The sequence below is a fragment of the Mesobacillus jeotgali genome (assembly GCF_002874535.1).
GTDB lineage: Bacteria > Bacillota > Bacilli > Bacillales > Cytobacillaceae > Mesobacillus > Mesobacillus jeotgali.
In genome coordinates this window covers 1,893,818-1,920,214 of record NZ_CP025025.1, presented here as the reverse complement: position 1 = coordinate 1,920,214, position 26,397 = coordinate 1,893,818, and the positions used below count along the sequence as shown (strand labels likewise).

Below are 26,397 nucleotides of genomic sequence, written 5' to 3'. Positions count from 1 at the left end.
CGCTTGCCTTTCCGGTTACATCATTAGGTCATTTAATAGTTAACCATTTTGAATTTCGGTAATGCTTTTTCCGCCTAAAAAGGCATGTCCTGTCGTAAGTTTCATGACCGTATCGAAGCCATAACGGCTATATACCTTTTCAACCCTTTCGTTGATAGGAAATACCCATAGGTTTTCAAAGCCTTGTTTTTGGACTTCTTGCTGAATATGTTGAATGATATATCCTATTAATCCTTTTCCCCGATATTCTTCTAAAGTCGCTACACTTTCCATACGTGCTTGTCTGCCGTGGGCAAAAATACAGGCAGTGGAACAGGCGACACCATTATACCTCAACAAAAAGTGTTGATATGCGGGATGATCGAACTCTTCCTTTAAAGCTTTTTCCCGGACTTCACGCCCGCCAATTTCTTTGATGCTGCATTCGATTTCTAACGTTTCTTGATAGTTTGCTTCCGTAACTTCTTCAACCGAAACAGCATCATTTCTTTCGAGGTTAATCACTTTCTGATCCCATAATTGTACAGGAGTTGCTAATTCCTCATATCCAAACCCTCTTGTTTTTAATTCGCGCAGTAAAGCAGGCTGTTCAGCGGGATTGTATATGTAAAACCTTGGAATAATATTCTTTGCCTGATAAAAGGCACTGACTTCATCCACCACTTTTTCTGGATGATTGACTGGTGTGCGCACATGGGCATGATTCGCATCATAATATACAGGCTGATTCTCATTTAAAAATAGATAACCCCAATCCCTGTCGTGACGAGCAGTAAAGGTGCCAAGATAGGCAAACTCCAACTCTAGTATTCTTTCTAACATCTATTTCATTCCCCTCATTCAATCGCTTTGATAAATTCCCTCTATTGATTTTAGCATAAATATCCAATTTCAGGAGTTGTTCCATTATATAATAGTAAAGGACAGACAGCACAAACTACTTCTCTGTAAAATCTGTTTCTAACAGCGTATGTCCGTCGGTCTGCATAGAAGTTAAATTATCCACCTTTTTTATCAAAAATGAAACCAACATACCCATTACGAACGACATACTAGTGAAAATAAATTATGGAGGTTGCCCAGTGAGTGAGGAACAGAAACTAATCAATCAAATTCGGGCAGGTAATGGAGAAGCGTTCAGCCAGCTGGTTGAAAGTCTGCTTTCTTCTGCCTATCGAACGGCTTATCTTATACTTGGTTCACGGGATCTGGCAGAGGATGCTGTCCAGATTGCCCTGGAGGACTGCTATCTCAGCATTATGCGAGATGTGGAGATCCGCCACTTCAAAGCGTGGTTTTACCGGCTTGTCTATACCCGTTCGATCGATGTTTACCGAAAGCAAAAGCGAAATCAGTATTCTGATATTGAGGAAAATCCAGAAGCGATCTCCAAGATGCAATCCGGATCAGCTCAGGAAATGGCTGTTGAAAGTGAAACCAGGCAGGAACTGCTACAGCTGATCACCCGTTTAAAGGATGAACAGCGTATACCTTTACTGCTGTTTTACTTTGAAGATTTATCCGTTAAAGAGATCAGCGTCATTCTCAATGAAAACAGCAATACCGTAAAAACAAGGTTGTCACGGGGCAGGAAAAAGCTCGGAGAACTGATGAAAAAGCATAGCCACTTTCAGATGGAGGGGAATACTTATGGGATATGATAAGGATAAAATGCAGATCCCTGATTCGCTGCAAAAGTTTACAAAAGAGTTGCCGGGCCGATTCGCAGCTGGTGAATTTGATGATGATCGGAGTGATCGAGTTGCCCATGAGCTTGAAGGGTTCAATAAATCTTTAAAAAAGCAGTGGACATTCTGGAAAAAAGCAGGTGTAACGACTGCCGCCATCGCTGCCAGCTTCATGTTATTTGTTGGTTCAGGATTCGTTTCCCCTACGATGGCGAAAGTAGTATCAAAGATTCCTCCGTTAAGCTCAATCTTTAATAGCCCCGAACAAGACTTGTCAGAAAGACTGACTCAGGCTCTGAAAAAAGAAGGATATCCTGTGAAGCAAGTGAACGAGTTTGTCGGTGGCAAAAATGAAGGCATCATCATTACATTGGATGCCCCAGAAAAACAGTATCAGCAGATAGAAAATGATGTTATAAATATCGGACATGACATGGTTAAGAGCAAGGAATTCAAAGGAACGAGAATTGAGGATTATTACGTAAAAGTAAGACCACATCGCGAACCTTCTGAAGAATGGAAACAGGAACAAGCTGAAATCGAAAAGGAAACTGATGAAGTGTTCCAAATCGTCCAGGCGGCCCTTGAACCATTTGATTACCAGAACCCTGTCGGTTATATGGAAGGTAAAGTGGAACTTGAAATCCCAAGTATCGAAAAGCAGGCAAAAGTGGATCAAATCAAAAAGGCTGTAGAGGATGCCCTCGCTGCCAACGGCAGAGAGCATGTAGAGGTCAAACTCAGGAAGTTCGATTTGGCCAAACGCGAACATTACGCACGCTGGAGTGACGCAGTTTCAGGAATTGGCCATGAATTCATGACCTATAAAAAATACAAAGTATCCGGTGTGGGCTATAAAAGTAAAGACGGCTTTATGACCATTTTCATCACCATGAAAATGAAAAGCACCGACAAAGAAGCCGTCGCTCACGCCACAGATCTTTATACAATGGCCGAGGAATTTATCAAATCAGACGAAATATGGCCAAAAGTAAAACAAGACCCATATAAGATTGTCGTAAGGACAAAGGATAAAAAGGAATTTAATATTGAGGAAAAGCTATTTAAATAAACAAAATGATCATATATCTTAGGCTGTTCTGCCTTACAGATAAAGATCAGCAATGATGTCTACCGTAGACACTTAGTTATTCAAAGCGAACTAAATGTTCACGGGTTATAATATTTACTTTCGGGTTTAATAATGTTTATAATATATATGTAAAGTCCATATATTAAAAAAGAGCTTCCGGGTGCAACCGGAAACTCAATGTACAGCAAGCCGCTTGAAGTGCAGGGGCCAATAGAATAAGAAATGACCTACTCAAACATTTGGCGGTGCAGGGTAGGTCATTTCTTTTTGTTTACAGAAATACCTAACGCGACTAAGGCAATGATTAAAGTTGCGAAACTGATCATCATGTTCATTGCTTCGTACGTAACCATCAGCGGCACCTCCTTCCCTAAGAAAGTGAGGGATAACCGCTGCCCACCCCGCATTTACTGTACAAATAAAATATACCATAAGAAAGTACGTTCGCCTATATGTTGATCCTAAGAACCATTTTATAGTTGTGATCTGGGCTAAACGAATTTAACACGAAAAAGTTACACTGCCTTGGTTTCACTTTTCTTATCCTCGGAATTTTGCTTCCTATTTCATACCAAAATGACATTCAGGATTACGATCATCCATATGACCCGTCGACAGTTTTGTTTACTCTGATTTTATAAAAGCAGCATACTATATGTCCCCACATATATCTAAAAAAACGGCAGTCATCGAAACTGCCGCTAAATGTCTATCTAATAAGATACTCTTCTTCCCTATCATTCGGGACACCAAAACTGCTAGTGCTTTTTCTTCCCTTCCTTCAAACCACTAAAAGACCATCACTCCGCTTATAATGACCGCTTCCCTTAATAAGCGCGCGCAAACCAGACGGTGTGTTTTGCTTCGCTGCCACAATGGATGCATGTCTGTTTTTCTGCTGGTGGGTTGAATGGGATGTTTCGCGTTGTGAATTTCGTTTTTTCTTTTACACTTGCTTCACAAGCATCGTCTCCACACCAGCCTGCCAATACCCAACCTGGAATCTTTCCACTTGTCTGGGACTCTGCAATATGCTGTTCGAGCTGATCCAGACTATCGATATGTGTATGAGAATTCTCTTGACGGAACGCTTTTGCTTTTTCGAACAGACGAGTCTGCATCGTTTCTAATTCGTTCTTGACTTTTTCGACCATGGATTCCAATGGCACAGAAATCTTCTCATCCATATCCCGAGCCTTCATCAAGCCCTGATTTTGATCTAAATCACGTGGCCCTAATTCAATACGGACAGGAACACCTTTTAACTCCCACTCATTGAATTTATATCCTGGTGATTGATCGGAATCATCAAGCCGAACGCGAATGCCTTCAGCTTTTAAAGCGGCAAAAATCTCATCCAGTTTCTCGATAATTGCCGGGTTCTTTTTCCAAGGGCCAACCGGAATTAGAACCACTTGAGTCGGCGCGATTCTTGGCGGCAGTACGAGACCCTGTTCGTCCCCATGCACCATGATGACAGAACCAATCAAACGAGTTGACGTACCCCATGATGTTGTATGCACAAATGTGTGTTTGTTTTCTTTATTCAGGTATTTAATATCGAATGCTTCCGCAAATTTCGTGCCCAAGTAGTGAGATGTTCCAGCCTGGACTGCTTTTCCATCCTTCATCATCGCTTCGATCGAATAGGTGTCAACAGCACCGGCAAATCGTTCAGACGGCGTTTTTTGGCCATCATAAACTGGAATCGCAAGCAATCCTTCGACCACTTCCTTATAAATGTTCAACATTTGCATCGTTTCCTTGCGCGCATCTTCCTCGTCGACATGAGCAGTATGACCTTCCTGCCATAAAAACTCCGAGGTGCGGATGAATGGGAGTGTTTTCTTTTCCCATCGGAATACATTTGCCCATTGATTAATCAAGACTGGAAGGTCCCGATAACTTTTAATCCAGTTTGAATACAGATGCCCAATCATCGTTTCCGAAGTTGGCCTCAATGCCAGACGTTCTTCTAATTGCTCTCCTGCAGCTTCTGTAACCCAAGGAAGTTCTGGCGAGAAGCCTTCAATGTGGTCCTTTTCCTTTTGGAAGAAGCTTTCCGGAATCAACATTGGGAAATAAGCATTGCGGTGGCCTGTTTCCTTGAACCGCTTGTCCATTTCCCCCTGAATGTGCTCCCAGATTTCATAGCCATCCGGCTTAAAAGCAATACAGCCGCGAACCGGAGTGTAATCAAATAATTCCGCTTTTTGAATCGTATCAATATACCATTTTGTAAAATCATTTGTTTGCTGTGCCATGTTCTTTTCCTCCTGAATATTCAAATGTAAAATAAAAAAGCATAAAGAGTCCTTGATAAGGACGTCTTTATGCTAATAGACGTGGTACCACCTTAGTTCGACATTCATAGAATATCCTCTAAAAGTTTGTATCGGAACGACCCGGTTAGTTTTTCGCTAACATCTCCGTGGCAGGGTTCAATAAGGAGGGGTGATATAGCTTTCAGCCAAGGCTATATTCTCTGGATTCACAATCCTTATTTACTTGATCACATCATTGATTACTTATATATAAATTAATATATCAAGTTTCTATCAGGATTTCAAATTGAAGTTTAGGGACGTGCCTAATGCTTCGAAAAACTCTGTGAACAGTAACTCTCTCAACCAGAGATTCTTGGATAGGAAGGAGCTTCCCGAGAGTAAGTTCTTTCCTTCATTAAAAGCGGCAGTTCTTATACTGCCGCCTTGTTTGATCATGTTTATTTTGCGTAATTTAAAAGTGCCTGGTGAACTGTTCCATATGTGTTCAATTTAGAGAAGTCGACTCCTGTGTTGATGACATCGACTGCGAGTTCAGGGCGTATGCCTGTCAGCATCGTCTCGATGCCGATCAGTCTCAGGACTTTATTAATATTGAAGATACGCGCTGCGATTTCTGCGTCGATCATGGCAATTCCAGAGAAGTCGATGATCAGTTTCTTGATTCTGAGTTCACTGACCTTTGGGATGACATGGGTCATGATATGGTCGCTGCGTTCGAAATCGAACTCGCCGATCAGCGGCAGGATGGCCATGTCCTGTTCTAGCGGAACGATTGGCGATGACAGCTCAGTGATGATCTTTTGGTTCCTATTATTTTGTTCATTTGCGAGCCTTTCCCGTTCGATCATTGTTTCCGTGATACTTAAATCGAGCAAGTAGCTGATTCGGTTATTGACGAAAACCACTTCTTCTGTGGAAAGCCCCTCTCCTACTGAAATCTTCGTCAGCATTTCAATTAACTGAAGGCGAGTTTCTGCATAGGGCTTCAGAATACTCGCGAGCTCTTCATGACTAAATTGATATTCCCTTCGATTTGCTTGTCTTTCTTTGTGCCAGGCAATGAACGTCACCGCGACTTCTTCTTTCGACAGGTTAAGTGTATTACCCAAAAATTCAACGAATGCCTTGTTGTTTTTCAACGATTGTTCGATAATTTCTTCCGGAAGATTGATTTCAAGTTTTTTTAAATTATAATCGGTTATTTCCTTACTGATTTCATCTGCATTATCAAGTAGGTATTTAGAAAATCTTTCGATTGGATACACAAGTTCAGCTCCTAAATTTCATTCAGAAAAATTAATATTTTAAATTATAACATGACTAGATTCAAAACGATAAAATTAACCTGAAATAAAATTAGAAGTATTGGTTGCTATTATTCGCGCAGAAGTCACCGGGGAATGCTTCTCTTTTATATGAATTTTGCAATTCCATTTGTTTCAGAGTTCACGAATGTCCACTTCTACTATATTTAAGAACCATATGTTTCAATTTGCTTATTAGTTTCTTCCAGTTTCATATCCACTTTGCTTGCCTCTTCAATATGTTTGTGAATCAGCTCATTTACTTGGTCGAACAGAGTTTTCGTTTGAGTAAGTTCGTCCATGACTTTTTGAGAGCTGCCTTTTTGATGGTCAATCTCCACAATGACTTCATCAACTTCAGATTCAACCTTTTTTATAAAGGAAGAAATGCATTCCATTCCAGTTGATGCTTCCTTGCTTAAGTTTATACTTTTATGAATCAGTTCTGCACTTGAAGTGGCAGAATCCATGTTTTCTTTAATTTCCCTTTGGATGTTTGCTGTCAGGAACCCTATATCATTTGTGCTTTTCGCCGTACTCTCAGCAAGTTTCCGAACTTCTTCAGCGACAACTGCAAATCCTTTCCCGTGCTCCCCAGCTCTTGCCGCCTCAATCGATGCATTTAGGGCAAGAAGGTTTGTCTGGTCAGCTATTTCTTTAATAACCTTCACGATCATTTCGATTTCTTTTGAGCGGTCATTCAATTTCATCATATTCTGGTATGCTTGATCATAGATTTCCCCGACTCGCATAATCAGCTGTTCAGCTTGACGGACCAGTTCTCCTCCCTCATCAGCCTTCAAGACCATTTCCTTAGAAGAGTGGATCAAATCATACCCCTTATTTGATAATCCTATCGCATGATCGACAGAATCTTGACTGATATCATGCACCTTGTCAAAGTGAATCTTTATTTTACCGACCATATCCCCTAATTCATAATGCTGATTATTCACAAGTTCATGTTGTGCGATCGTACTTCCCAGTTCCTGATAGAACTTTTCAATGAACGCTTGGAAAAATGCTTCTTTTTCTCCAAATTGTGAGTACAATTGATCGAATTTATTTTGAAGTGCCTGCTTTTCTTCTTCTGCAACCTTTAACCTTTTCATTGTTATTAGCATTCTGCTTTCCCACGCTTTCCCAATATTTGCATGAAAAGTATAGCAATAACATAGTTCGGTTGTGGTGATGTATATCACAATAGATTATGTGCTTTCTTAAAAGAACACAACAGATTATACTCCACTCAATGAAAAGATCAGGTTTTAATTTCATATAAGGGTGGAATTATCCTATTGATCTTGATATTTCTGCTTTCGGATCATGTCGGGTAGGTATAACCTCAGCTTTTTCTTCCCTTCCTTCGCTCCACTTAAAGACAATGGCTCCAGCTATTATGACGAGTACTCCAAGGAATTGCTGGAAAGTAAACGGTACCTTCTCCAATCCCATCCAGCCTAATGAATCCCATAATACCGCGAACCCTAACTGTGAAGTTAACACGATTGATATCGCGAAGGTCGGTCCGAGATACTTTATGGCCTGGACGATGCCTGCAACGACTCCGATTCCGAGCAAGCCGCTGAACCAGTACCAACCTTTCATTTGCTGCAGATTGAACATGTTGCTCCCTTCAAAGAACAGGCCGAGGATGAAGGATGCCAGGAATCCTAACCCCAATACTAATGTCGTTGTGGTCCATGAGCCCGCTTTTTCATTGACCTTGCTGTTAAATATATTCTGCAGGCCGACAAGCGTGCCAGCCAGTAATGCAAATAGTAAGCCTAAAAGCATGGTTTATTCTCCCTATTCATATAGATTTTCCTTCGCAAGAGACTTAAGCCCTTCCAAATCCTTAATTTCGATTGCGCCGTTGTTTCGCTCCACCAGGCCATTTATGCAGAATTCTTTAATCACCCTGTTAAGATGGCGGTAGCTAGTTCCGATTAGATTGGCAATGTCAGTGAGATTCGATGTACTTACCTTCCCATTGACCAGCGCTTCATTTTCATCATAGGCTACAGATACGAGATAGCTTGCCAGTCTTGTTTCAACAGGATACAGAATGTTATGGCGCATGAACTGGGATTTGATATAGAATTTCCTTGTAATGATTTTCAATAAAAATTGCAGGAATGGAGAGTGATCTTTTAAAAATCTTCGCAGTACACTTTGCCGGACTCCGATCATGACGACAGGAGAAACAGCCTCTACGGTGTTGATCGTATCAATTTCCTGGACGTATTCAATATCTCCGATGACTTCTAGCGGAGTTTTAAAGGATAGAATCAATGTCTTACCTTCTTCAGAAGTGGTAAAAATCTTCACTTTCCCCTTAACCAGTATATACAGATACTCAACAGCCTCGCCCTGGGAACAGATCTGCTCCCCTTTTTCAAATTCAAGTAACGTTAGGTAAGGAAGAATCTCCTCATTAAATAATGACTCGATCTGGTGAGACCGCAAATACGTTTCTATCTGTTCCAATGCTTTTAATTCTTTCATAAGCTTTTCCTGCCCCTTTAATCTTGTTAATCCCTTCGATTACCAACCCAGGATCATTACACCTGCTACCATCATTGTAATGCCAATCAGCTGCGGCATCCTCATTTTTTGTTTTTTTACACCAAACCATCCGTTCCGGTCAATCAAAAACGTCATCCCAAGCTGAGCAATCAACATCGCAGAAACTGTAAGAGTAACCCCAATAAAATGGATCGCAGTTACGTTACTAAAAACAACAATCGCTCCGAACGTACCTCCAATCAAATAAAGCGGCCTTACTTTTCCGAGCCCGTGCCATTGCCCTTTTACAGCAAAAATCAAAACAAACAGAGCAGCTAAAAACCCGGTAAGTTGGGTAATCGAAGCCGTCTGCCAAGTACCAATGTCCTGGCTGATTCTCGCATTAGCCACACCTTGCAGCGTGATAAAAGCTCCCCCTAAAAAAGCAAAAATTAAACCTTTCATTTCTCTCTCCCCAAATCTCATGTTTGTATTAATTAAATGACAGAACATGAAGATACGAAAAGGACATATGTCCTTAAACGAGTATAATTATCCTTAAATACAAAAAACACCTGTACAATGACAGGTGTTTTCCTCACTACTAATTATTATCCTCTTCACTAGGCTCTTCATCTAAATCTGGTTCTTCTTCATCAGGATTTTCTTCACTAGGCTCTTCAGTTATATCTGGTTCTTGGTTATCTTCCTGCTCTTCTATGTTTTCCATGTTATTTTCATCTTCCGGTGGCGGCTCTTCATCCGCCGAACAACCGGCCAACATAATTCCTGCACCTAATGGGATAGACAATAGTACATTTTTCAATTTCATTTTCTATCATCTCCTATTCTACGATGTGTGTTCCTTCATTTCTTTCCCTTTATACAAGAATATAAACTTGTTTAACGTGTTGGCGGTTATTTTAAAAGAGATCTATCACAAAGCTTAAAAGATTGGTAATTTTTCTTAATTGTATATGGAGAGTATTATAAAAAAGCTGAACCGGGAATTTACGGTTCAGCTCCATGGCTAATTCTTTTTCACCAGTTCATATCCGTTCTGTTGGATGGCATATTCAACACCTTGCTGCAGGCTAGAGAAAGATTGGATTCCCTCAATTTTTACGTTGGAACTTAATATTTGGATACTTAGTTCCGCAGATACACCTACGATAAAACAATGACCACCAATCAGGCGGATTGACTGTATGAGTTTCTGGATGCCATGGATTGTATATGAATCGACATTCTTAATACCTGTTAAATCAATTAAGAGGTATTTAGCCTTTAGCCTTGTAATTTCAACCAATGATTTTTCAATCATGCTGGTGAGCCGCTCTTCGTTGTATTTGCCAATCAACGGGAGGACGAGGATTCCCTTCAGGACCGGAATGATTGGCGAAGAGAGCTCTTGTACCAAAGAGTTGAGCTCCTCTGTTCGCGCCTCTACCTTCTTCTCCAATTCCATGATGCTTTCCTGTTCTTTCCTCCTTGCAAGTTCATGGATGTTATGCGAAATGGTCACTGTAGATGGGAAGATTTCTACCTCATCATATTCATGGCCTTCCTGCTGGCTTTTCGTCATTTTATACCACATGTCTTGCTTGAATAGACCGCTGAAAATACCGGCCCAATGGCTTGGCAGCAATACTCCTGCCTTATTTTTACCAGCCAGTTTGAAAATGCGGTGTTCCCAGCTATTGCGTATTCTCACGACAGCTCTTTTCTCTTCATAAGAGTAATCATGAATTTCGAATATTCCCCAGCCTGCGCTTTTATAAATATCACTATATTCATTCAGCAACTCTACCACATCTGTCCTGCCTTCATAATAGGAGCTAACAAGTTTGCCCATGCGGAATCCGGTCACTTCATAGACAGTAGTTGACACATCACTTCCGGAAATTTCTTCAATCGTATTCAAGAACAACTCGATCGCCGAGTCCCAGAAAAGCAAAGCAGGAGCGCCATCAAAAGTCAGCTCCCCTTCTTGTGTATTCCAAATAAATTCATTTTTGTTCACTTTTAACTGATGGTTAGAATGTCCCATTTTAGTACTCCCTTATTAATATGAATTAGTTCCATTCTAACTAAAACAGTAATAGATTGCCAATTTGCCGGTCTGACAAACGGATGGAATCAAAGGATCGTACCATTTACCTATTATTAAATAGCTTTAATGTATTTTCTAGCACCAGAACAATTAGTTGCCTATATTGTTATTTCAAGAGATTAGCGATCATGATAAAGAGTATGGATAGCGTAAAGAAACCAATCATGAAATAGCCAAAATACCTCAGCGGCTTTGGCAACTTTCTCAAATTTACATCAGTTGGGATTCCTTCGATTTTGCTCATATGTTCCATTGCATCATTAATAGGCTTTTTATCGGACATGATAACACTCCTTATGGTTGCACATATTCCTATCAAATTCGGGACACACTGGTAAAAGTTCCATTGGCACATAAACAAAAACTCAAGACTTCAATTTATACTAAGAAAACGGCAATAATAATGACGGATATCCCTGCGATTGTAAGGACATCCTGTCGCTGACTGCTGCCTTGGTTTTGACCGATTTGTTCTTTCTCGTATTGTTTGTGAATCTTATGGTGCAGATGTTCATCGCCCGGTATCTCGGCTGATTGCACACCCATAAGCCCTCTTCCTCCGAAGTAAATGATCTTATGAAAAGGCAAAGCAGTAAATAAGAGTATGAAACCTAATATAAATCCCCAAACCCCAACCTTAGTACCATCAAAGTTCCCAATCATAAGAAATGAGATTAGGATAAGAGTTGTATAACTGCCGACCACTATATAGAAACTGAGCTTTAACCTTTTCATCATTTGTCTTCACCTCTTTTTACATACGATATTCCTCTGCAAAAAGTTCCCAAATGTTTTTCAGCGAACAAGGGAATTATTGTTTGTGAATCCAACAAGTGACAAGTAATTCTATCCAATTAGTGTGCTGGTCCACCCAATTTGATATCCTTTTATCAGGTCATACGAGCTGAAAAAAGCGGTTACCCTAAAGGATGACCGCTCTTTGGAAGTAACTGGTTAACTAGTTAAAGTCTTACTGGATTAATACTACACTGTAATTCAAGACCTTATATAAAGGTATTCATTTCGCCTTCGGATTGCAGTTTCATCATGGCTCCAAAAAATTGCGAAGCTGTAGTGAAGGAAATAAAGGCAATGAGTTCGCTAATTTCTTCCTCAGTCAAGCTTTCTTGCAATACTTTAAAGATTGAATCAGGTATATCACCCCTCTGCACCAAAAAGACTTCAGCAAAACCAACCGCAATCGACGTTTTTTCATCGAACTTTTCCGGATCTGGTTTGCCTTTCGCTTTACAATACTCACATCCATTGCGCTGAGCCAGTGTTCTTCTAACCTGTTCTTTTAATTCGGAAGTAAGAAGTCCATCTTTCTCTAATACATTCCCAAGCCGATTCCAGCCATGCATTACCTCTGCATTATGACCTAAAAGGCGTTGAAATCGTGTTTCTCCCATATTTGATTCTTTTATTCTTGCCATTAAAATTCCCCCTTTGCTATATTTAATTATAGAAAACCAATAACAGAATTCACATTAAACAAAGAATTAAAAACAAAGATATTTTTAATGATTTTAAGGAATTAGAGGAGAAATACATTAAATATGAAAATTGATGATACAGATAGTAAGATTTTAGATGAATTAAGCAGAAACAGCCGGCTGTCAATGAGTGAACTCAGCAGAAGAGTGAACTTATCTTCACCATCAGTAACAGAACGGGTCAGGCAAATGGAGTCTTTTGGAATTATTAAAAACTATACATTAGAAATCGACTATGAGAAATTAGGAATGCCCATCCAATGTATTGTTGAAGCTACCGTTAAAAACGGAGATTATAAATCATTCAAGGACTATATTCAAAACCTTCCTAATGTAGAGTTTTGTTATCGGATAGCAGGAAACGCATGTTTTATGCTTAAGCTTCATTTCGAAACCTTTTCACAAGCAGAGAAATTCATTGAAGATGTTAATCCTTATGCCCATACGGTTACACATTTTATTTTCTCACAAGTACCAACGACCCCGAGGAACTACACACCGTAGACTTTTATTCTTACATTCGAATATTGCCGTCTCTTCAGGCGGCAAATTTTATTTATTCAGCTTGTTAAATTCCTATTAATATTTACTTAAATTCAGAAAGTGAATTAGCACAAAAATGCTTGGAGACCGATATTTGGCTCCAAGCGATTATTATCTGACTGTATTGAAGAAAAGCACCCGTTAGCACAATAAACAAAAGGCACATCCAGTGCCTTATTTAACTCGTCAGCCACCTTCAATACAAGTTGCTTCTGAACTACCAATCACTTTATTTATTTCAGATATGATTGAACTGAGCTGGTCATCTTGAAGGTGTTCTTGTAATGCCTTATTAGAGTCATAAGGGATAGCGTATTTTACGAACACTTCTTTAGTTTCACTCCAACTATTCGCAATACCTGATACTGGCATATCTTTTGTGATAACCATTTATATGCACCTCTTTCTCTATATTGTTTTTACTACTCTTGTTCAAAATTACTGCTTCGTTAGTCGAATAAGAAATTCAACAAAAAGGTGCGATAATCCTTCCTGGATCATCGCACCTTTTTGTTTAAGTACATTCCCTCACAAAGTTATTACAGGAATGCTGCCTCTTTAGCTCAATAAGAGCTTCAACATAATTAATGGCTCCTACTCTGTCTAAACCTCTTTGCAAGCCCAAGCATCAATTTCAATCTTAAAAGCAGGGGCAGCTAGAGCAACTACATAAACCATTGTTGTACAAGGAAGATGTTCACCAAGAAAATTACTTATAATTTTTCTTCTTTGATTAGGTTCAAATTCACCAACTAAATAAAATACTAACTTAGTTAAATCAGTTACTTCCATATTAGCTGCTTCAAGATTCCTCTTTATGTTTTTCAATGCTAATTTCATTTGTTCTAAAGGATTTTCTGGTACTGTTCCATCCACCTGCATACCTAATTGCCCAGATAAGGTTAACCATTTATTAGGACCTGTTATTTATATTTGATGTACATACGGAGCTACTGGAGAATGGATAGTGTCTGGGTTTCTTGATTTTTTCATATGCAATCACCTTTACTATTTAATAAGATATACATCCGTATTTTACCATTAGTGCTTGTCCTTTTGTTTAACCAAACTGCTGCTATAGTGCAATAAGAAATAATTCCACCCAAAAAGCCTTGTACCATTCAGATTGAGGCAACCCTTAGATGATTTACATATTAATTCTTTTCTGCTCCATATCAAACAATTGTGTATATTTATTTATCTTTTCCCTGTCTTTTAGATATTCTGCAAAATACTTTGCTTTATAAAACTTATTCAATGAATTATGCTGATTTTCAATTTCATTAAAAGCTGCCTTTAAATTCGTATATGTTCTAAACCATTCCAACCCATCTCTTGAAAAAGAGTTTTTTATATCTGTTATAACTTCCTCTATATTACTTCCATCAGGTTCAACCCACCAAATATCTTTTCTCTCTTTTTCGGCAGGATTATCTAAATGATTCTTGTAACCTGTTTGATCAATATGACAGTATAATTGATTCTCGAAATGACATTGAAATGGTTTCGGTAAGAGTTCACCTTGCGTACCTATTTTTATGTCACTGTGTCTTGACGGAATAAAGTCGTAGTAAATACCTAAATCAACGTTAATAGACATTGGAGGCCATCCCGTTACATCGCAAAAATACTTACCCACGGCTCTTATTTCTAATACCCATATGCAGTGGTCAATCCACGCCCAGTTTTGTCTCGAATTCACTTTATTAAATCCTGCTTCTCTCAATGAAGGTGATAAGATTCTTCTAATTGTTTTATTTATTTCTGGGGATCCTATCATTACATGCCCACCTCTGAAATGGTTAAGTTTAACCTATTATATAATCACTTCTTATTAAGCTATCCTGCCTCGTTTGTTTAATAAGTGATTCAACAAAAAAGGTGGTTAACCCTTTTTGGATCAACGCACCTATAAGTTGAAGAAGAACTAGTGTATTTCACTATCTGTTTGTGAGAAGTATTATTCCTCTTCTTCTCCAAAGTCAATCTTCACTCCAATAACTTCTTTATAAGTGTTATATTTTACTTTCACCTCATACATTCCGTCACCGTAACCAGACATCGCAACCGCACCACCTGGAACTACTCCCCCTTGAGAATCTGAAGCAACAACATCACAACAGGCAACATAATATTTTAATCCACCTTCATCTATCTTTATGTCATAAACATTTTTCACTTCATACTGTATGGCTTCATCTCTACCGAATACCGCACAATCAAAGATTCCAGCTTGAGCAGAATCCACTGAAATCGCTTTTTCGCACTCATGCCATTTCCCACTCGGTTTCTTTTCCCCATAATATACAAATAAGCTTTTAACCACTTCTTCATCAGTGTAAGTGATAGATGCTGTCCATTTCCCGTTTTTCACATTTGAAAGAATGATTTGCAGGCTTTCTTCATCCACCTGATAACATGGATCAGTGACAATTAACTCTGCAGTTTCCACGGTAAAAGTCCCAACAGGTTGAGGCTTATTAGTATTGACTTTTGGCACATACCAATCTATAAAATCCCTTAGTGTTGGAGCTTTACATTCGCTTATCCCAGTTTTATCATTCCAAATAAAAATTAGTTCCTGAAAAAATCTTTTCCTAATACGGTAGCAAAGTTTATCACCTTTAATACTTTCACCAATACAAATCATATCACTTGGTAAATTTATCGGTCTGTTCTCGCGATTCTGTTTTACAATATCCATTTTCACTCTTGATTGTCCGTTAGTTTGAATAGGAAACAAAGTCCAATCGCCAAATTTTGCTCCATTCGTTACTAAAAAGATTCCTTTGTATTCTTCTGGGAAAATAGCGCCAAGTTCTTTTTCTGTTTTTTTTAATTCAAGCAATGACACACCAGCCACTTTGGAACTGGGATTAATCATGTTTATTACTTTCTTCATTTCATCCTCCATAATAATATCGGATAAATAACTATGACTATTTTCGATATTTATTATTAAATAACCTCTATTTATTCAATAATCTTATAGGATTTCTTATTCAACTAAACTGCCCCTTTAGCTTAATAATGAGTTCAACAAAAAAAGGTGCCTTAATCCTTCTTGGATCAAAGCACCCTTACCTTAAATTATAACGGTTCACAAACTTTTTAATTCCTGTTAACTCACTAAATTAAATTATTCCCCAAGTTATGCTTCGGCAATTATTTAGGTAGATTATCATTCTAAAATCTAACCTTTATCTTTCAACCTCAAAATTAAACAAGTTGGCAAGTTTGATTAACTCTTCAGAATCACCCTGCTGTTTATCTAACAACCCATGATTAGTCATATAGTAAACATATTTTTTGGTAACGATATATAAGGCAGCTGAACCATATTCTGTTGTAGGTTCATGTAGAAACGCCCGTTGACCTGAAACGTTTATTTCCGTGACTTTTGTTCCGTAGAGGGGATATCCAGGAAAAAAATACCTACTCATTTCTTCAACTGATCCCGTTTCATTTTTTGAATAATGTACTGAAATAAACCTTCCTTCTGAAGTCGGGTAAGAGGCCTGTGTATATATTTGTTCTTTACTACCTATTTTTCCAATAGATACGCCAAGAAATGGTTCTCCTGAGATTGTATTGATCTCCTTGTAGGCATCCATTGGATAAACGACATATTCCATCCCTTTTTCGGTTAAAACCGGTGTCTCTTTCCCGTTAATCACTTCCATTGTATACAGCTTTTCTTTGTTTGATAGCATTCCTGAGACAAATGAATCTTCATTCCCCAATTGAATAATTAGCAAAAAAAGAAGAGAAAAAGTGATACTTATAGATGATACGTAACCGAAAATCTTGAAAGCCCGAGATTTAATCTTTTCCTTATAAATTTGCCCCTCCAGTTTTCTCCTGACTAAATCGGCTTGCTCCTGACTCCATTCCAAATCATATTCTACTTTCTGAAGAGCACGATTATAAGTGTTCAATTCACTTTGTATGTTCATTTAACCCCGACTCCTTAATTAATCTTTTTTCCAAAGCTAACATTCCACGATGCAATGTGGACTTAACTTTACTTTCCGAACAATCCAATATTTCTGCTGTTTCGGTAATTGAAAAACCCTTGATCTTTCTAAGGATGATAACTTCCCGGTGCGATTGTTTAAGTGCACTTAGTGCTTCATGAATTTCCTTTGAACTTTCTTTAAGCTGAACCACATTTTCTGGCAATAGTTTAATGTCAATTTGAGGTTGGAATAACTCTTTAAAAAAGCGAATTGGCTTTTGTTTTCTCATGTGGTCAACAGTCACATTATGAGCGATACTGAACAACCATGTTTTTTCGCTAGAATTCCCTTTGAAAGTATGATGGTATTTATAGGCCTTAAAAAATGTTTCCTGAGTTAAATCCTCAGCTTGCTGATAATCTTTTGTAAGCATAAAAATATATTTAAAAATTGTTTGATGATACAGATTGTACCACTCATGAATATCATCTTCCCTGTAGTCTGCCATCTAATTTCTCTCCTTGTTAATTCACTTAATTCTTAGACGTGTGGGTTCAAAAAAGGTTTTGGTTTGTTTTATTATTTTTCTTTATATTTTTATCGGCTCCTATAGCAAAAAGAAGGAGCTGGCATAGCAACTCCTTCTTAAATATGACTTTATTGATAGTTTAAGTACTTTGAAAATAACGTTCGAGTGACAATGTTAAGTCTTTAAGTTCAGCTATCTCTTCGCTGCTCCACTTATTTCTTTCAACAACTCTTAAAACCTTTTTGGAAGCTGTAAGCAGACTGTTCCCCAACTCTTCTAATTTGCATATTGCGGTGAATTCCAATACCCTTTTTCCCTTATCAAATTCGAACGACAATTCAATACGAGATTGAGATGGACATACTTTTTTACCGAGAATAACAGGAGTTCCATCCATAAAGTCAAACTTGAATGTTCGGCCTATAGAAGAAACTAACAATCCCTTAAATGATTTAATCCACCAAGAAAAAATAATTACTACAAAATCAGACCATCCTTCATCGGGAAAGTAGCGATGGTAATCAACAACAAAAGAAATGTTCCCAATAATATTTTGGTTGAACTCTAGTGAATCTACTTCTACCTCTATAGAAATGGTTTGTTCCATTTATATCATTCCCTTATCATAAGGATACAGATAATATTCGACTCCTTACAATGTCAATCCTTCTTCAACATTACTGCTTGTTTGTTCAATAACAAATCAGATAAAATGGCCTACAATCTTCTTTGGATCAAAGCACCGTAGCTTAAACAGAAATATGTTGTTCCAATTCTTTGTTAAGAATAAAATCCCCTTGATCGGTTTTTAGGAAGGGCAACACTGTATCAACTGAATTAACATTTAATTCACCATAAATATGTGGATATTTTCTACCGCAATTATCATCATCTTCCCATTTAATATTTGCTTCAACTTTGCTTGAGTCAATGCAAAGAAGCAACAAAGGTTCATCAATATCTTTAAAATTAGGAGCAACTCTCCAAAAATTTTCGATAGAAGAACAATGAATAAAACCAAAAGCCTCAATTGATTCCCAGCCGAAATAGGAGTTTTCCTTGGCTTTATCCCAATTACTTTTGGTCAAACAATGCAAGATAATCATCTTTTCGCCTCATTTGCATTTTTTAGATTTCAGTTAAAAAACTCTCTTGAAAAATAGACGTTATAAGCATTTTTAATCTGGAACATAATGCTCCGTTTGTTGAATAAGAATTTCAACAAAAAGGGTCCTCAATCCTTCCTGGATCAACGCCCTCGTTTGTTCAATATTGGTGAGTAAATAGGTTTAAATGTTAATTTATTTTTCTTATATAGTTCTTTTAAATTTTAATTCAAACTGTGGCTTAGTTATATAGTCCATATAATGGACACTTCCGTTATAATCTAAATATGCTTGATATCGTGTACGCAGTGCAGGTGCTGAGACCATATTTAGAACTTCCTCTTTACTAACCCAGCAACTGTCTGATGTTTCATCCGATGTTGTCAATTCTCCACCTACGGGTTCACAAACAAAATCAAACATAACTTTTGTGGGTACGATCTTTACCCCGCTATGCCCCTCATAAGTTGCTGTATTAGAGAAAACTCCTACCAAATGAGATACTTTAACATCAATACCACTTTCCTCTTTAACCTCTCTAATCACCCCATCTATTAAATTTTCTCCGACCTCCACTTGACCTCCTGGAAATACCCATTGACCATCTCGACGGGTTTTGACTAATAATATTTCGCCTTTGTTATTTTCAACAAAGCCTCCCGCAGCAACAATATGTACTGGCATTTGCATTGTATATCCCTCCATTACTACCACAATTTAGATATGATTTGCTAAATACAGACAATGTTGACTCTTCCACAATACTACTTCGTATTTTTAATAAAGAGTTCAACAAAAAAAGGACTCTAATTCATCAGGATCAACGTAACTGTATGTTTAAGAATATCGCTTAACAAACTTGGCTTCTTGTCAGAAACCCTTTTCTTTTTTATTACAAGAAATTAAAAAAGGGTTAATCATTCTTGATTAACCTACATTGAAATAAATCTGATGAAGACACTCATTCTTCTGGTGGCAGTTTATAAAGGACCTTTCCGTCCCCGTCAAGGAATTCCATTCTTGGAATATCATATTGATCAACTACCATACGTATTCTTGGTTGTCCTTTACTATCAGAAAGTTGTACAATTACATCCCCGTCCACGTTTTTCCCCATAAAGGCACGGCGGACATTTCCTTCCCATAATTCATTCAATTCCTGGCTTTTTTCTTCTTCCGATTTATTTGACTCTCGGATATCCTTATCTCTTTCAATATCTTCTCTTAGATTGGAATTTGGCCGGTCATAAATAGAAAAACCATAATTTTTTTTACCGTTTTCCTCATAGTGTTCCATCTGGACAACTTGGTCTTGTTTATATTGGTCAAAAGTCAAACTTCCACCAGATGTATAATTGCCATCATTGTCTTTTTGACTACCAAAAATTAAACCACCAGCCTCATCACCTTCTGCATTATAGAACATCATTCCAGCGATAGGATCACTCTGGCGATGGCCTGGGAGAATATCTTCTCCGTCAATAATTGCAGGGGGAATGTTTTGGTTGTTAAATAATTTAAGTCTAACCGTTCCATCTTTATCAACAATATTAAGTTGTTCCACCTCAATTTTTTTAAATTTCTCCAAAAAATCAACTCCCAAATTTTACTATATATCTATATTTCGACAATAATTTACTATATTCCTTCTTCAACATTACTGCATCGTTTATTTAATAAGGAATCCAAAAACAAAAAGGGCGTTAGTCCTTCATGGATTAACGCACTCGTTTAGCCTAATAAGAAACCTCTAAATATTATTTAAAATTTCTTGGAATTTTAACGAGAACATAATTTCCAGTCCACATTTGTGTGGTGGCAATTAATCTCCTTCCGTCTTTTGCAAAGAACAGACCAGCACCATCTTTTTCTTTAAATTCCCATCCATTTGAACCAATCATATGTTTTATATTTTCATCAGCAATGGATATACCTTTGTTCTCACTACTTGTGATATACCAAATAGAATCGCCTTCTACTGCAATTTCTGCTATTTTACTTTCCGATTCTTTTAGTATATCAATCGCTTCTTTTGCTGATAAATTCTCTATTGGAAGAGAGGGATAGTATAATTTATTTACAAATATGAACACAGCTAAAATAACTATTGCTATACCTAGTATAAATCCACCCTTTTTCATCTAAGTACCCCCTTTTTGGGTTTAAACCAAGCTATTTTATATATCCGTTCTTCTACTAAACTGCATCGTTTGTTTAAGTAGATTGTTTCACAATTGTTAATATTCCTTAGAATCTATAAGTGCTGTTTAATAGTTCAACCAACTATTAACGACTTCTTCAAAATTGTGATCTTTCCAAGCTACAATGGTGTTCATTTCTCCTACTTGTAAAACTCTTTCATGAAATAATAAATCGCCCAAAAAGTATGCCAATCGAGGAAAACCAAAAGTTTTGCCGCCATTAATGGAAAACCACTCACGGAAAATTTCCTGAGGGTTACTTTTTACAAGATCTTTTGCAAACTCAAGTTGAATCTCCTTTTTGTGCGATGATGCAAATTCTAACCATTTATCACCATTATCATCAAATGAAAAATATACGCAAGGGGGCAATCCAGGCGATGTTTTCCTTGAAAAATGTGTAGCCGCCCCTTCTTGGAATAGCCAGATAAGAGGACTATTCCACTCCACTGTCGACCAGTCATTTCCCGCTTTATCTGAAATAATATTATGAGTAACGTGTCCTAATTCGTGTGCAATAATGGCCTGCAAATGGCTACTTACTGGCGATAATTTTTCTAACGCAAAAGTTATATTAGGTATTATTTGTTTGTGTGAATAGGCATTAGAACCAAAACCACCGACAATTAAATTTATATCAATAGGATAATTTACTTGATACATACCCACGTAATTTTGTTCTACTTCTTTTATAATGGTGACAATTTCGTTGTGGATTAACTTAATGGAAGTTAAGACTTGAGGATACCTTTTTAATGACTGAATATGTCTTTCTTCAGTATCTTTACAATGATATGAAAAATACTCTTTGAAAATCCCTGGAAACTTCATATAGTAGTTCCGTAAGAAATTTATAGAAGGTTGATAGTTATCCAAAAAATACGGTACAGTATCAATTATTTTCAAAAAAATCCTCCTATTGATTAATCAATTGTCATAGCTATCTTCAATTAATACTTAGGCTATTTAAGTTAATTTTACCATTATGATTTTAGTTTTTCTTAAACTAAACTCCCTGTGTTCTTAATAAAAGGTTTTAAGACTTCACCTAATTCTTTCTTTTTGTTTAGCCAAATATAATGTTCTGCTCCTTCAATTTCGATATATCTAGAATTAGAAATAAGGTTTGAGACTTGTTTAATTGACCAAGAAGGACGAATATCATTCTCGGCATAAATAAAAAGTGAAGGTAAGTCAATCTGTGAGATTTCTTTTAACAATAATGGTTTTTTTATAAATTCTCTCCAAGAATCAATAAGAGAACGGTGAACAATCTTATTAGCCTCATAATCAAAATCCGGTTTCAATTCATCAATTTCTACTTTGTTCCGATTATAAGTATCCTTCCAATCCCTATCATTTTGGATTCCAGTTCCTGAAATTGAAACATAGCCTAATATAGAATTTGGATATAAAAGGGAATAAGCCAATCCTAAATCAGCTCCCCAAGAGTGACCAATTACTACCCAGTTTTTTAGGCCGTACCCTTCCCGAATGTTTTCAATGTCTTGAAGACAATCTTCTAAATCGTACCCATTCCCATCATAACTTGAGCGGCCACAACCTTTAGGATCAAACATAATAACTTCACAAATATCTTCAATAAGATTTGATAAAGGTTCCAAATAGTTGCAAGAGCCAGGTCCACCACTTATTAAAATAACTGGAACTCCCTGCCCTCTTTTATCTGTCCATAGATTGCCATTTTCCATTTTAATGTACTTTTCAACCACCAATATCACCCTTGTAGCAATGTTATATTGTTGATATTCTTCCTAGATATTCTAAATTCCTTCTTCCACTAAACAGCTTCGTTTATTTTATAAGGAATTCCACAAAAAAAGCGTTAATCCATCCTTGGATCAACGCAAACCGATTAAATCTTTATTGTTTAAAATATCCTTCTACTTTACTATTGTCATTTATGTTTTCTTGAATAAAGTTCCTTAATTCTTCCTCACTTTTATATTCACTAAAGTTTGTTCTGTACCATTTTAATAATTTTTCTCGAGAAACATTATATTCATTATCGTCAAACTTAAAGGTAATCCAATCTATATTTTTAATTAGTGCAAATATGAAGGTAGCATTATGGATTGCAGTTTCTTTTAAATTTAAGTCCTCCTCTACTTTTTCAATGTTGGTATAATTTAAAACAATTCCATAAGGAGCTGCCTTTGTTTTAAGTTCAAAGCTTGTCAATTCATCATTATATGCCAATCGATTTAGTACTTTTCCTACTGAATTATTGTCTCCTACATAAGAGCCTTGATATTGATATAAATCCTCATTTTTTTTAACTGCTGAGCAGCCACTAATCAATATGGTTAGTAAAAAGATGATAACCTGAAAAGTAACCTTCATTTAAAGACCACCTTGTCCCCTGTATAATTAATATTTTCTATTTATAATTACGCTCAGTAACTAAATACGTTTCAGTTTTATCGCACGATCCCGCTTGGTTAGCTCTTTACTTCCCTAAAGGTTCTGCCATTTGTTAATCTTTTTTAATTTCATAATCTGTCACTTTTTTCTTTATCCTCAAACCAAATAACGAGCCACTCACTCTTGATTAACTCTTCTGGTTTGTTTTTCAAAATGACTTTCAACAAAAAGGGCGGTATAGTTCTACCTGGACCAACGCATCCGTTTGTATAAAATCGATTATTCTATTTACTGTCACCCTCATAGTTCAAGTTTGACGAACCGCTTCACCAAATGTTACTTATTAAGCGAATTATCATTCTTGGTATAAACATTAATAGGTTCCAAACGACTTCACCGACTATCTCGATTAGGGAATCTTTAAAAAAGCCACCTCTGTTTCTTTTTTTCCTTTTCATCTTCTATCTCCCTATTAATCAATCTTTATCTATTCTGACTTGAACAGCACAACTACTTTCTTTAAACAAAGTGTGATTTCTTACAAGCATTGGAATATTTCCGATGAAGAATTTAGCACATTAACAAAATATTCTGATTAGTGGACCTTAGAATTAATAGCTAAAGAACTTCCCTCAATGCTTGGAAAACTGCTGGATTAGTAATAAAACCAAAAAGCAGTAAGGTAACAGCTATCTTTTTACTTATTCTTGATAAGGCTTTATTTTTCACAAGGGAAATTATTGAAAAGATTATGAATACAGGATATACAATAAACGAAATAGCAATAATTATTAAAAATGCATCTCTTGCATTATTTGTAATTAATTCAATCCAATATCCTAAAGTCCATTGTAAAAGACAAATTCCACTTAAACTAAGTAAGAACCATATTGGTAATTTCATAATTTAGACTCCTTTGAAGTCCCCTTTACTTTCTTCTGAAAGTCATTTACTTTCTCACTAACAACAAAGAACCTCTATAAGGATTCCACCAACCCGCTAGCTGAATAATCAAACTTTTTTTACCATTCGTACTTGTTTTAAGATATGTCCATCGAACTCTGAATCAGACTCTTTAACTATTTCGAACCCTTTAGCTTCATAAAAGTTCATGCCAATCTTATTATCTTTTTCGACGTTTATATAAATTTCTATTATACCTTTTAAATCTCTAACCGCTTGTTGTATCAAAGCAGTACCTATCCCTTTACCTTGGAATTCTGGATGAAGATAGATAGCTGCCAATTCGACCTTTCCCCCATCCCTTACTTTGGAATAGTTTGCAAAACCGACAACTTTCCCCTCAACTTCTGCAACATAAACAATAGAACGTTCTATACGTTGTATCATACTTTCATCACTGTAATTTGCTTTTAAGAAATTATTTTGTACTTCTAAGGGAATTATGCCCTCATATGTTGCATTCCAAGTTGTTTTCGCTATACTTTGAACTTGTTTTGTATCTACGTACTGCATATTACGAATAGTAATATTCATATAAAGCCCTCACTTTTAATAGGTCTGTAGAAAATAATTAAACTAAAAAGTATAAACTCCTTCTTCAACTCTACTTTTTTCGTCAATATGGAAAGTTCCATCTCGGATCAACGTACACTTAACTTCAGGGGATTGGATACGGACTGAATACACGATGGCAATTTCATTCTTAACTTGTAGGCTCCAAGGATATTTAACTACTAAACTGTCTGTTAACCTGCTTCGTTCGCATAATAAGAAAAGCACTAATCCTTCGCTGGATCAATGCTTGTAAATTGCTTCTATTGAATTCGCTGCTTCTTTTTTAACTGTTGAACACTTATCATAAGACCCGTAAGGCCAGCAAAAATAGAAGGAATTATGCTGTATAATAAATAATTCCACTCTCCAGTCAGCAGAGAAGTTATTAGAAAAATAACTGGTAGTCCTGCTAATACAATTAAAGATAAAGTTAATGAAAGCTTAGGATTATTTTTCATAATAACATCACCTCAATCCCCTTTTTATATCCATATTATACCATAATTAATAGCGATTTATATAAACTAACCAATTATTGTAATAAAAGGATTTAAACTCACGTACCCTTCAGTTCTAAATTTATCAGCTCCCCTAGCTTAATAGAAGGAATTTACTGGAATATGCTAAAATAAAGTTGAATAATCTTCAAATTATAAAAAGCAAAAATAGTCTGGGAGGGTAGTTCAATGAGAAAAAGACTTATTACACTCATTTTATTGTTAACAGTTATTTTAATAGGTGGTTGCAAAGAGGAAGTTAGTTCACAGGGTGAAGTCGAAAGAATTGAGTTTGATTCTGAAGAAAGTCTGGTTATTAAAGAACTTACTAATAAAAATAAGGAAGAATATCAGCAAATCAGAGAAATAACTGACAAAGAAAAAGTTGATATTTTCTTTAAAGTCTTAAGTAATGCAAGATGGCGAAACAATAACAGCAAAAGTACTTATCCAGATTTTATGATAAACAATAAGTATTCTATATGGATACTATCTCCTGACAATAATATAAGGGTACAAATCAATAACCTTGAAAAAAACACTTTTCTTTCCGAAAGTGACTCAAAAAAAATTTATAAACTCTTAGGCGATGAAGATTAATTGCTTGTTCAATTAACCTCCGGATGTTTAATAACGAATTCAACAAATAGGCCGTTAATCAATAGGAATCAACGGCCAACCTTTTTTTACTGAAAGGACTCTGCAATTTCAATCATTTTTTCCTTGGTCTCATTTTCGTCTGAATAGGATGTTAAGATGTAATGATAATCGCCATCTGTCCAATGAATTGAGGATCCAGGTCCCTCTACATAGAAACCTTTGTTTCCGTTAACTGTAACTTCCTCTCCCTCAACATTGATGTATTCAACCGGGGGTGGTTGGATCGTCAATGAAAACTTCATTCCTCCATCTTCCCCTTTGAATGTCACCTCGTGTATATTTGTTTCGTGAGGAGGAATAACATGTTCGTACCCTTCTATGGTCAGTGGAAATTTCGTCGGAAGCTTAGGGGCGATCCCTTCCTCTTTCAATTCTTCTTTTAGTGCCGCATGGTCAAACCTTTCCTCTTTTTGATTGCATCCCAATAAGATCAAGGGAACTAATAAAAATAACAAAGATAATACCCTTCTCATGAACATTCTCCTTCCATATAAATTAACTACGTTTTC

34 protein-coding genes, 1 pseudogene and 1 other annotated feature are annotated in these 26,397 nt (G+C 36.8%); of the genes and pseudogenes, 4 read left to right on the top strand and 31 right to left on the bottom strand.

What is annotated here, in order from left to right:
- Positions 1–39: 39 nt before the first annotated feature.
- On the bottom strand, positions 40–822 hold the full coding sequence (locus CD004_RS09650) for a GNAT family N-acetyltransferase (protein ID WP_102262564.1): 783 nt from the start codon (positions 820–822) through the stop codon (positions 40–42).
- 260 nt (positions 823–1,082) lie between these two features.
- Between CD004_RS09650 and CD004_RS09645 the strand changes: the two genes are divergently transcribed.
- Together CD004_RS09645 and CD004_RS09640 are read left to right on the top strand one after the other, a co-directional pair.
- Positions 1,083–1,661 (top strand): RNA polymerase sigma factor, encoded by a 579-nt coding sequence (locus CD004_RS09645; protein WP_158651520.1) that lies wholly within the window; start codon positions 1,083–1,085, stop codon positions 1,659–1,661.
- A complete protein-coding gene (locus CD004_RS09640) occupies positions 1,651–2,760 on the top strand; it encodes a DUF4179 domain-containing protein (RefSeq protein WP_102262562.1) in 1,110 nt (369 codons plus the stop codon). The genes CD004_RS09645 and CD004_RS09640 overlap by 11 nt, the downstream gene beginning before the upstream one ends.
- 278 nt (positions 2,761–3,038) lie before the next feature.
- Here CD004_RS09640 and CD004_RS24295 read toward each other — a convergent pair whose 3' ends face one another.
- From CD004_RS24295 to CD004_RS09585, 12 genes are all read right to left on the bottom strand, one after another.
- Positions 3,039–3,134: a putative holin-like toxin gene (locus CD004_RS24295; RefSeq protein WP_226674980.1), complete on the bottom strand. Its 96-nt coding sequence runs from the start codon at positions 3,132–3,134 to the stop codon at positions 3,039–3,041.
- 474 nt (positions 3,135–3,608) lie between these two features.
- Positions 3,609–5,045, bottom strand: a complete 1,437-nt coding sequence (gene proS / locus CD004_RS09635; protein WP_102262561.1) for a proline--tRNA ligase — start codon at positions 5,043–5,045, stop codon at positions 3,609–3,611.
- 54 nt (positions 5,046–5,099) lie between these two features.
- Positions 5,100–5,311: a binding site (T-box leader), on the bottom strand.
- A gap of 195 nt (positions 5,312–5,506) precedes the next feature.
- Entirely contained in the window at positions 5,507–6,334 is an 828-nt protein-coding gene (locus CD004_RS09630; protein ID WP_102262560.1) for an STAS domain-containing protein, read from the bottom strand.
- 206 nt (positions 6,335–6,540) lie between these two features.
- Positions 6,541–7,485, bottom strand: a complete 945-nt coding sequence (locus CD004_RS09625; protein ID WP_102265054.1) for a methyl-accepting chemotaxis protein — start codon at positions 7,483–7,485, stop codon at positions 6,541–6,543.
- 178 nt (positions 7,486–7,663) lie between these two features.
- Complete coding sequence (locus CD004_RS09620) at positions 7,664–8,170, bottom strand: DMT family transporter (protein ID WP_102262559.1); 507 nt, start codon at positions 8,168–8,170, stop codon at positions 7,664–7,666.
- A 12-nt stretch (positions 8,171–8,182) separates the two neighbouring features.
- Positions 8,183–8,881 carry a Crp/Fnr family transcriptional regulator gene (locus CD004_RS09615; RefSeq protein WP_102262558.1) on the bottom strand — a complete coding sequence of 233 codons (699 nt, stop codon included), beginning with the start codon at positions 8,879–8,881 and terminating at the stop codon, positions 8,183–8,185.
- Positions 8,882–8,920: 39 nt separating this feature from the next.
- Entirely contained in the window at positions 8,921–9,346 is a 426-nt protein-coding gene (locus CD004_RS09610; protein WP_102262557.1) for a DMT family transporter, read from the bottom strand.
- 139 nt (positions 9,347–9,485) lie between these two features.
- A complete protein-coding gene (locus tag CD004_RS09605) occupies positions 9,486–9,713 on the bottom strand; it encodes a hypothetical protein (protein ID WP_102262556.1) in 228 nt (75 codons plus the stop codon).
- A gap of 198 nt (positions 9,714–9,911) precedes the next feature.
- Positions 9,912–10,931, bottom strand: a complete 1,020-nt coding sequence (locus CD004_RS09600) for an STAS domain-containing protein (protein WP_102262555.1) — start codon at positions 10,929–10,931, stop codon at positions 9,912–9,914.
- Between the two features lie 169 nt (positions 10,932–11,100).
- Positions 11,101–11,277: an amino acid transporter gene (locus tag CD004_RS09595; RefSeq protein WP_102262554.1), complete on the bottom strand. Its 177-nt coding sequence runs from the start codon at positions 11,275–11,277 to the stop codon at positions 11,101–11,103.
- A 95-nt stretch (positions 11,278–11,372) separates the two neighbouring features.
- Positions 11,373–11,732 carry a hypothetical protein gene (locus tag CD004_RS09590; protein WP_102262553.1) on the bottom strand — a complete coding sequence of 120 codons (360 nt, stop codon included), beginning with the start codon at positions 11,730–11,732 and terminating at the stop codon, positions 11,373–11,375.
- Positions 11,733–11,998: 266 nt separating this feature from the next.
- The gene (locus CD004_RS09585) at positions 11,999–12,430 is read right to left on the bottom strand and encodes a carboxymuconolactone decarboxylase family protein (RefSeq protein WP_102262552.1); all 432 of its coding nucleotides are present in this window, start codon (positions 12,428–12,430) and stop codon (positions 11,999–12,001) included.
- A gap of 123 nt (positions 12,431–12,553) precedes the next feature.
- Here CD004_RS09585 and CD004_RS09580 point away from each other — a divergent pair, with 123 nt between their 5' ends.
- Positions 12,554–12,994 (top strand): Lrp/AsnC family transcriptional regulator, encoded by a 441-nt coding sequence (locus CD004_RS09580; RefSeq protein WP_102262551.1) that lies wholly within the window; start codon positions 12,554–12,556, stop codon positions 12,992–12,994.
- A gap of 225 nt (positions 12,995–13,219) precedes the next feature.
- Here the strand turns inward: CD004_RS09580 and CD004_RS09575 are convergent, their stop codons facing one another.
- From CD004_RS09575 to CD004_RS09495, 17 genes and pseudogenes are all read right to left on the bottom strand, one after another.
- Positions 13,220–13,423: a hypothetical protein gene (locus CD004_RS09575; RefSeq protein WP_102262550.1), complete on the bottom strand. Its 204-nt coding sequence runs from the start codon at positions 13,421–13,423 to the stop codon at positions 13,220–13,222.
- A gap of 213 nt (positions 13,424–13,636) precedes the next feature.
- Positions 13,637–14,026, bottom strand: a pseudogene (locus tag CD004_RS09570) (RidA family protein).
- Positions 14,027–14,180: 154 nt separating this feature from the next.
- Positions 14,181–14,813 (bottom strand): DUF4304 domain-containing protein, encoded by a 633-nt coding sequence (locus CD004_RS09565; RefSeq protein WP_102262549.1) that lies wholly within the window; start codon positions 14,811–14,813, stop codon positions 14,181–14,183.
- Between the two features lie 180 nt (positions 14,814–14,993).
- Complete coding sequence (locus CD004_RS09560) at positions 14,994–15,935, bottom strand: SMI1/KNR4 family protein (RefSeq protein WP_102262548.1); 942 nt, start codon at positions 15,933–15,935, stop codon at positions 14,994–14,996.
- A 298-nt stretch (positions 15,936–16,233) separates the two neighbouring features.
- Entirely contained in the window at positions 16,234–16,989 is a 756-nt protein-coding gene (locus CD004_RS09555) for a hypothetical protein (protein ID WP_102262547.1), read from the bottom strand.
- Positions 16,973–17,500: an RNA polymerase sigma factor gene (locus CD004_RS09550; protein WP_102262546.1), complete on the bottom strand. Its 528-nt coding sequence runs from the start codon at positions 17,498–17,500 to the stop codon at positions 16,973–16,975. Before CD004_RS09550 ends, CD004_RS09555 begins: the two co-directional genes overlap by 17 nt.
- 160 nt (positions 17,501–17,660) lie before the next feature.
- The gene (locus tag CD004_RS09545; protein WP_102262545.1) at positions 17,661–18,128 is read right to left on the bottom strand and encodes a hypothetical protein; all 468 of its coding nucleotides are present in this window, start codon (positions 18,126–18,128) and stop codon (positions 17,661–17,663) included.
- Positions 18,129–18,270: 142 nt separating this feature from the next.
- A complete protein-coding gene (locus CD004_RS09540) occupies positions 18,271–18,627 on the bottom strand; it encodes a DUF952 domain-containing protein (RefSeq protein ID WP_102262544.1) in 357 nt (118 codons plus the stop codon).
- A 204-nt stretch (positions 18,628–18,831) separates the two neighbouring features.
- Positions 18,832–19,317 carry an NUDIX hydrolase gene (locus CD004_RS09535; protein ID WP_102262543.1) on the bottom strand — a complete coding sequence of 162 codons (486 nt, stop codon included), beginning with the start codon at positions 19,315–19,317 and terminating at the stop codon, positions 18,832–18,834.
- Between the two features lie 271 nt (positions 19,318–19,588).
- Complete coding sequence (locus CD004_RS09530; protein WP_233434980.1) at positions 19,589–20,215, bottom strand: hypothetical protein; 627 nt, start codon at positions 20,213–20,215, stop codon at positions 19,589–19,591.
- A 169-nt stretch (positions 20,216–20,384) separates the two neighbouring features.
- Positions 20,385–20,768: a hypothetical protein gene (locus CD004_RS09525; protein WP_102262541.1), complete on the bottom strand. Its 384-nt coding sequence runs from the start codon at positions 20,766–20,768 to the stop codon at positions 20,385–20,387.
- A 126-nt stretch (positions 20,769–20,894) separates the two neighbouring features.
- Complete coding sequence (locus CD004_RS09520; protein ID WP_233434979.1) at positions 20,895–21,734, bottom strand: M48 family metalloprotease; 840 nt, start codon at positions 21,732–21,734, stop codon at positions 20,895–20,897.
- Between the two features lie 95 nt (positions 21,735–21,829).
- Positions 21,830–22,561, bottom strand: coding sequence for an alpha/beta fold hydrolase (locus CD004_RS09515; RefSeq protein ID WP_233434978.1), 732 nt, complete (start codon positions 22,559–22,561; stop codon positions 21,830–21,832).
- 151 nt (positions 22,562–22,712) lie between these two features.
- The gene (locus CD004_RS09510; RefSeq protein WP_102262540.1) at positions 22,713–23,192 is read right to left on the bottom strand and encodes a DUF4825 domain-containing protein; all 480 of its coding nucleotides are present in this window, start codon (positions 23,190–23,192) and stop codon (positions 22,713–22,715) included.
- Positions 23,193–23,831: 639 nt separating this feature from the next.
- Positions 23,832–24,116, bottom strand: a complete 285-nt coding sequence (locus CD004_RS09505) for a hypothetical protein (RefSeq protein WP_102262539.1) — start codon at positions 24,114–24,116, stop codon at positions 23,832–23,834.
- Positions 24,117–24,224: 108 nt separating this feature from the next.
- Complete coding sequence (locus CD004_RS09500) at positions 24,225–24,710, bottom strand: GNAT family N-acetyltransferase (protein WP_102262538.1); 486 nt, start codon at positions 24,708–24,710, stop codon at positions 24,225–24,227.
- A 281-nt stretch (positions 24,711–24,991) separates the two neighbouring features.
- On the bottom strand, positions 24,992–25,189 hold the full coding sequence (locus tag CD004_RS09495; RefSeq protein WP_102262537.1) for a hypothetical protein: 198 nt from the start codon (positions 25,187–25,189) through the stop codon (positions 24,992–24,994).
- A 228-nt stretch (positions 25,190–25,417) separates the two neighbouring features.
- Here CD004_RS09495 and CD004_RS09490 point away from each other — a divergent pair, with 228 nt between their 5' ends.
- Entirely contained in the window at positions 25,418–25,828 is a 411-nt protein-coding gene (locus CD004_RS09490; protein WP_102262536.1) for a hypothetical protein, read from the top strand.
- 86 nt (positions 25,829–25,914) lie between these two features.
- Here CD004_RS09490 and CD004_RS09485 read toward each other — a convergent pair whose 3' ends face one another.
- The gene (locus CD004_RS09485) at positions 25,915–26,361 is read right to left on the bottom strand and encodes a DUF4367 domain-containing protein (protein ID WP_158651518.1); all 447 of its coding nucleotides are present in this window, start codon (positions 26,359–26,361) and stop codon (positions 25,915–25,917) included.
- Positions 26,362–26,397 lie beyond the last annotated feature (36 nt).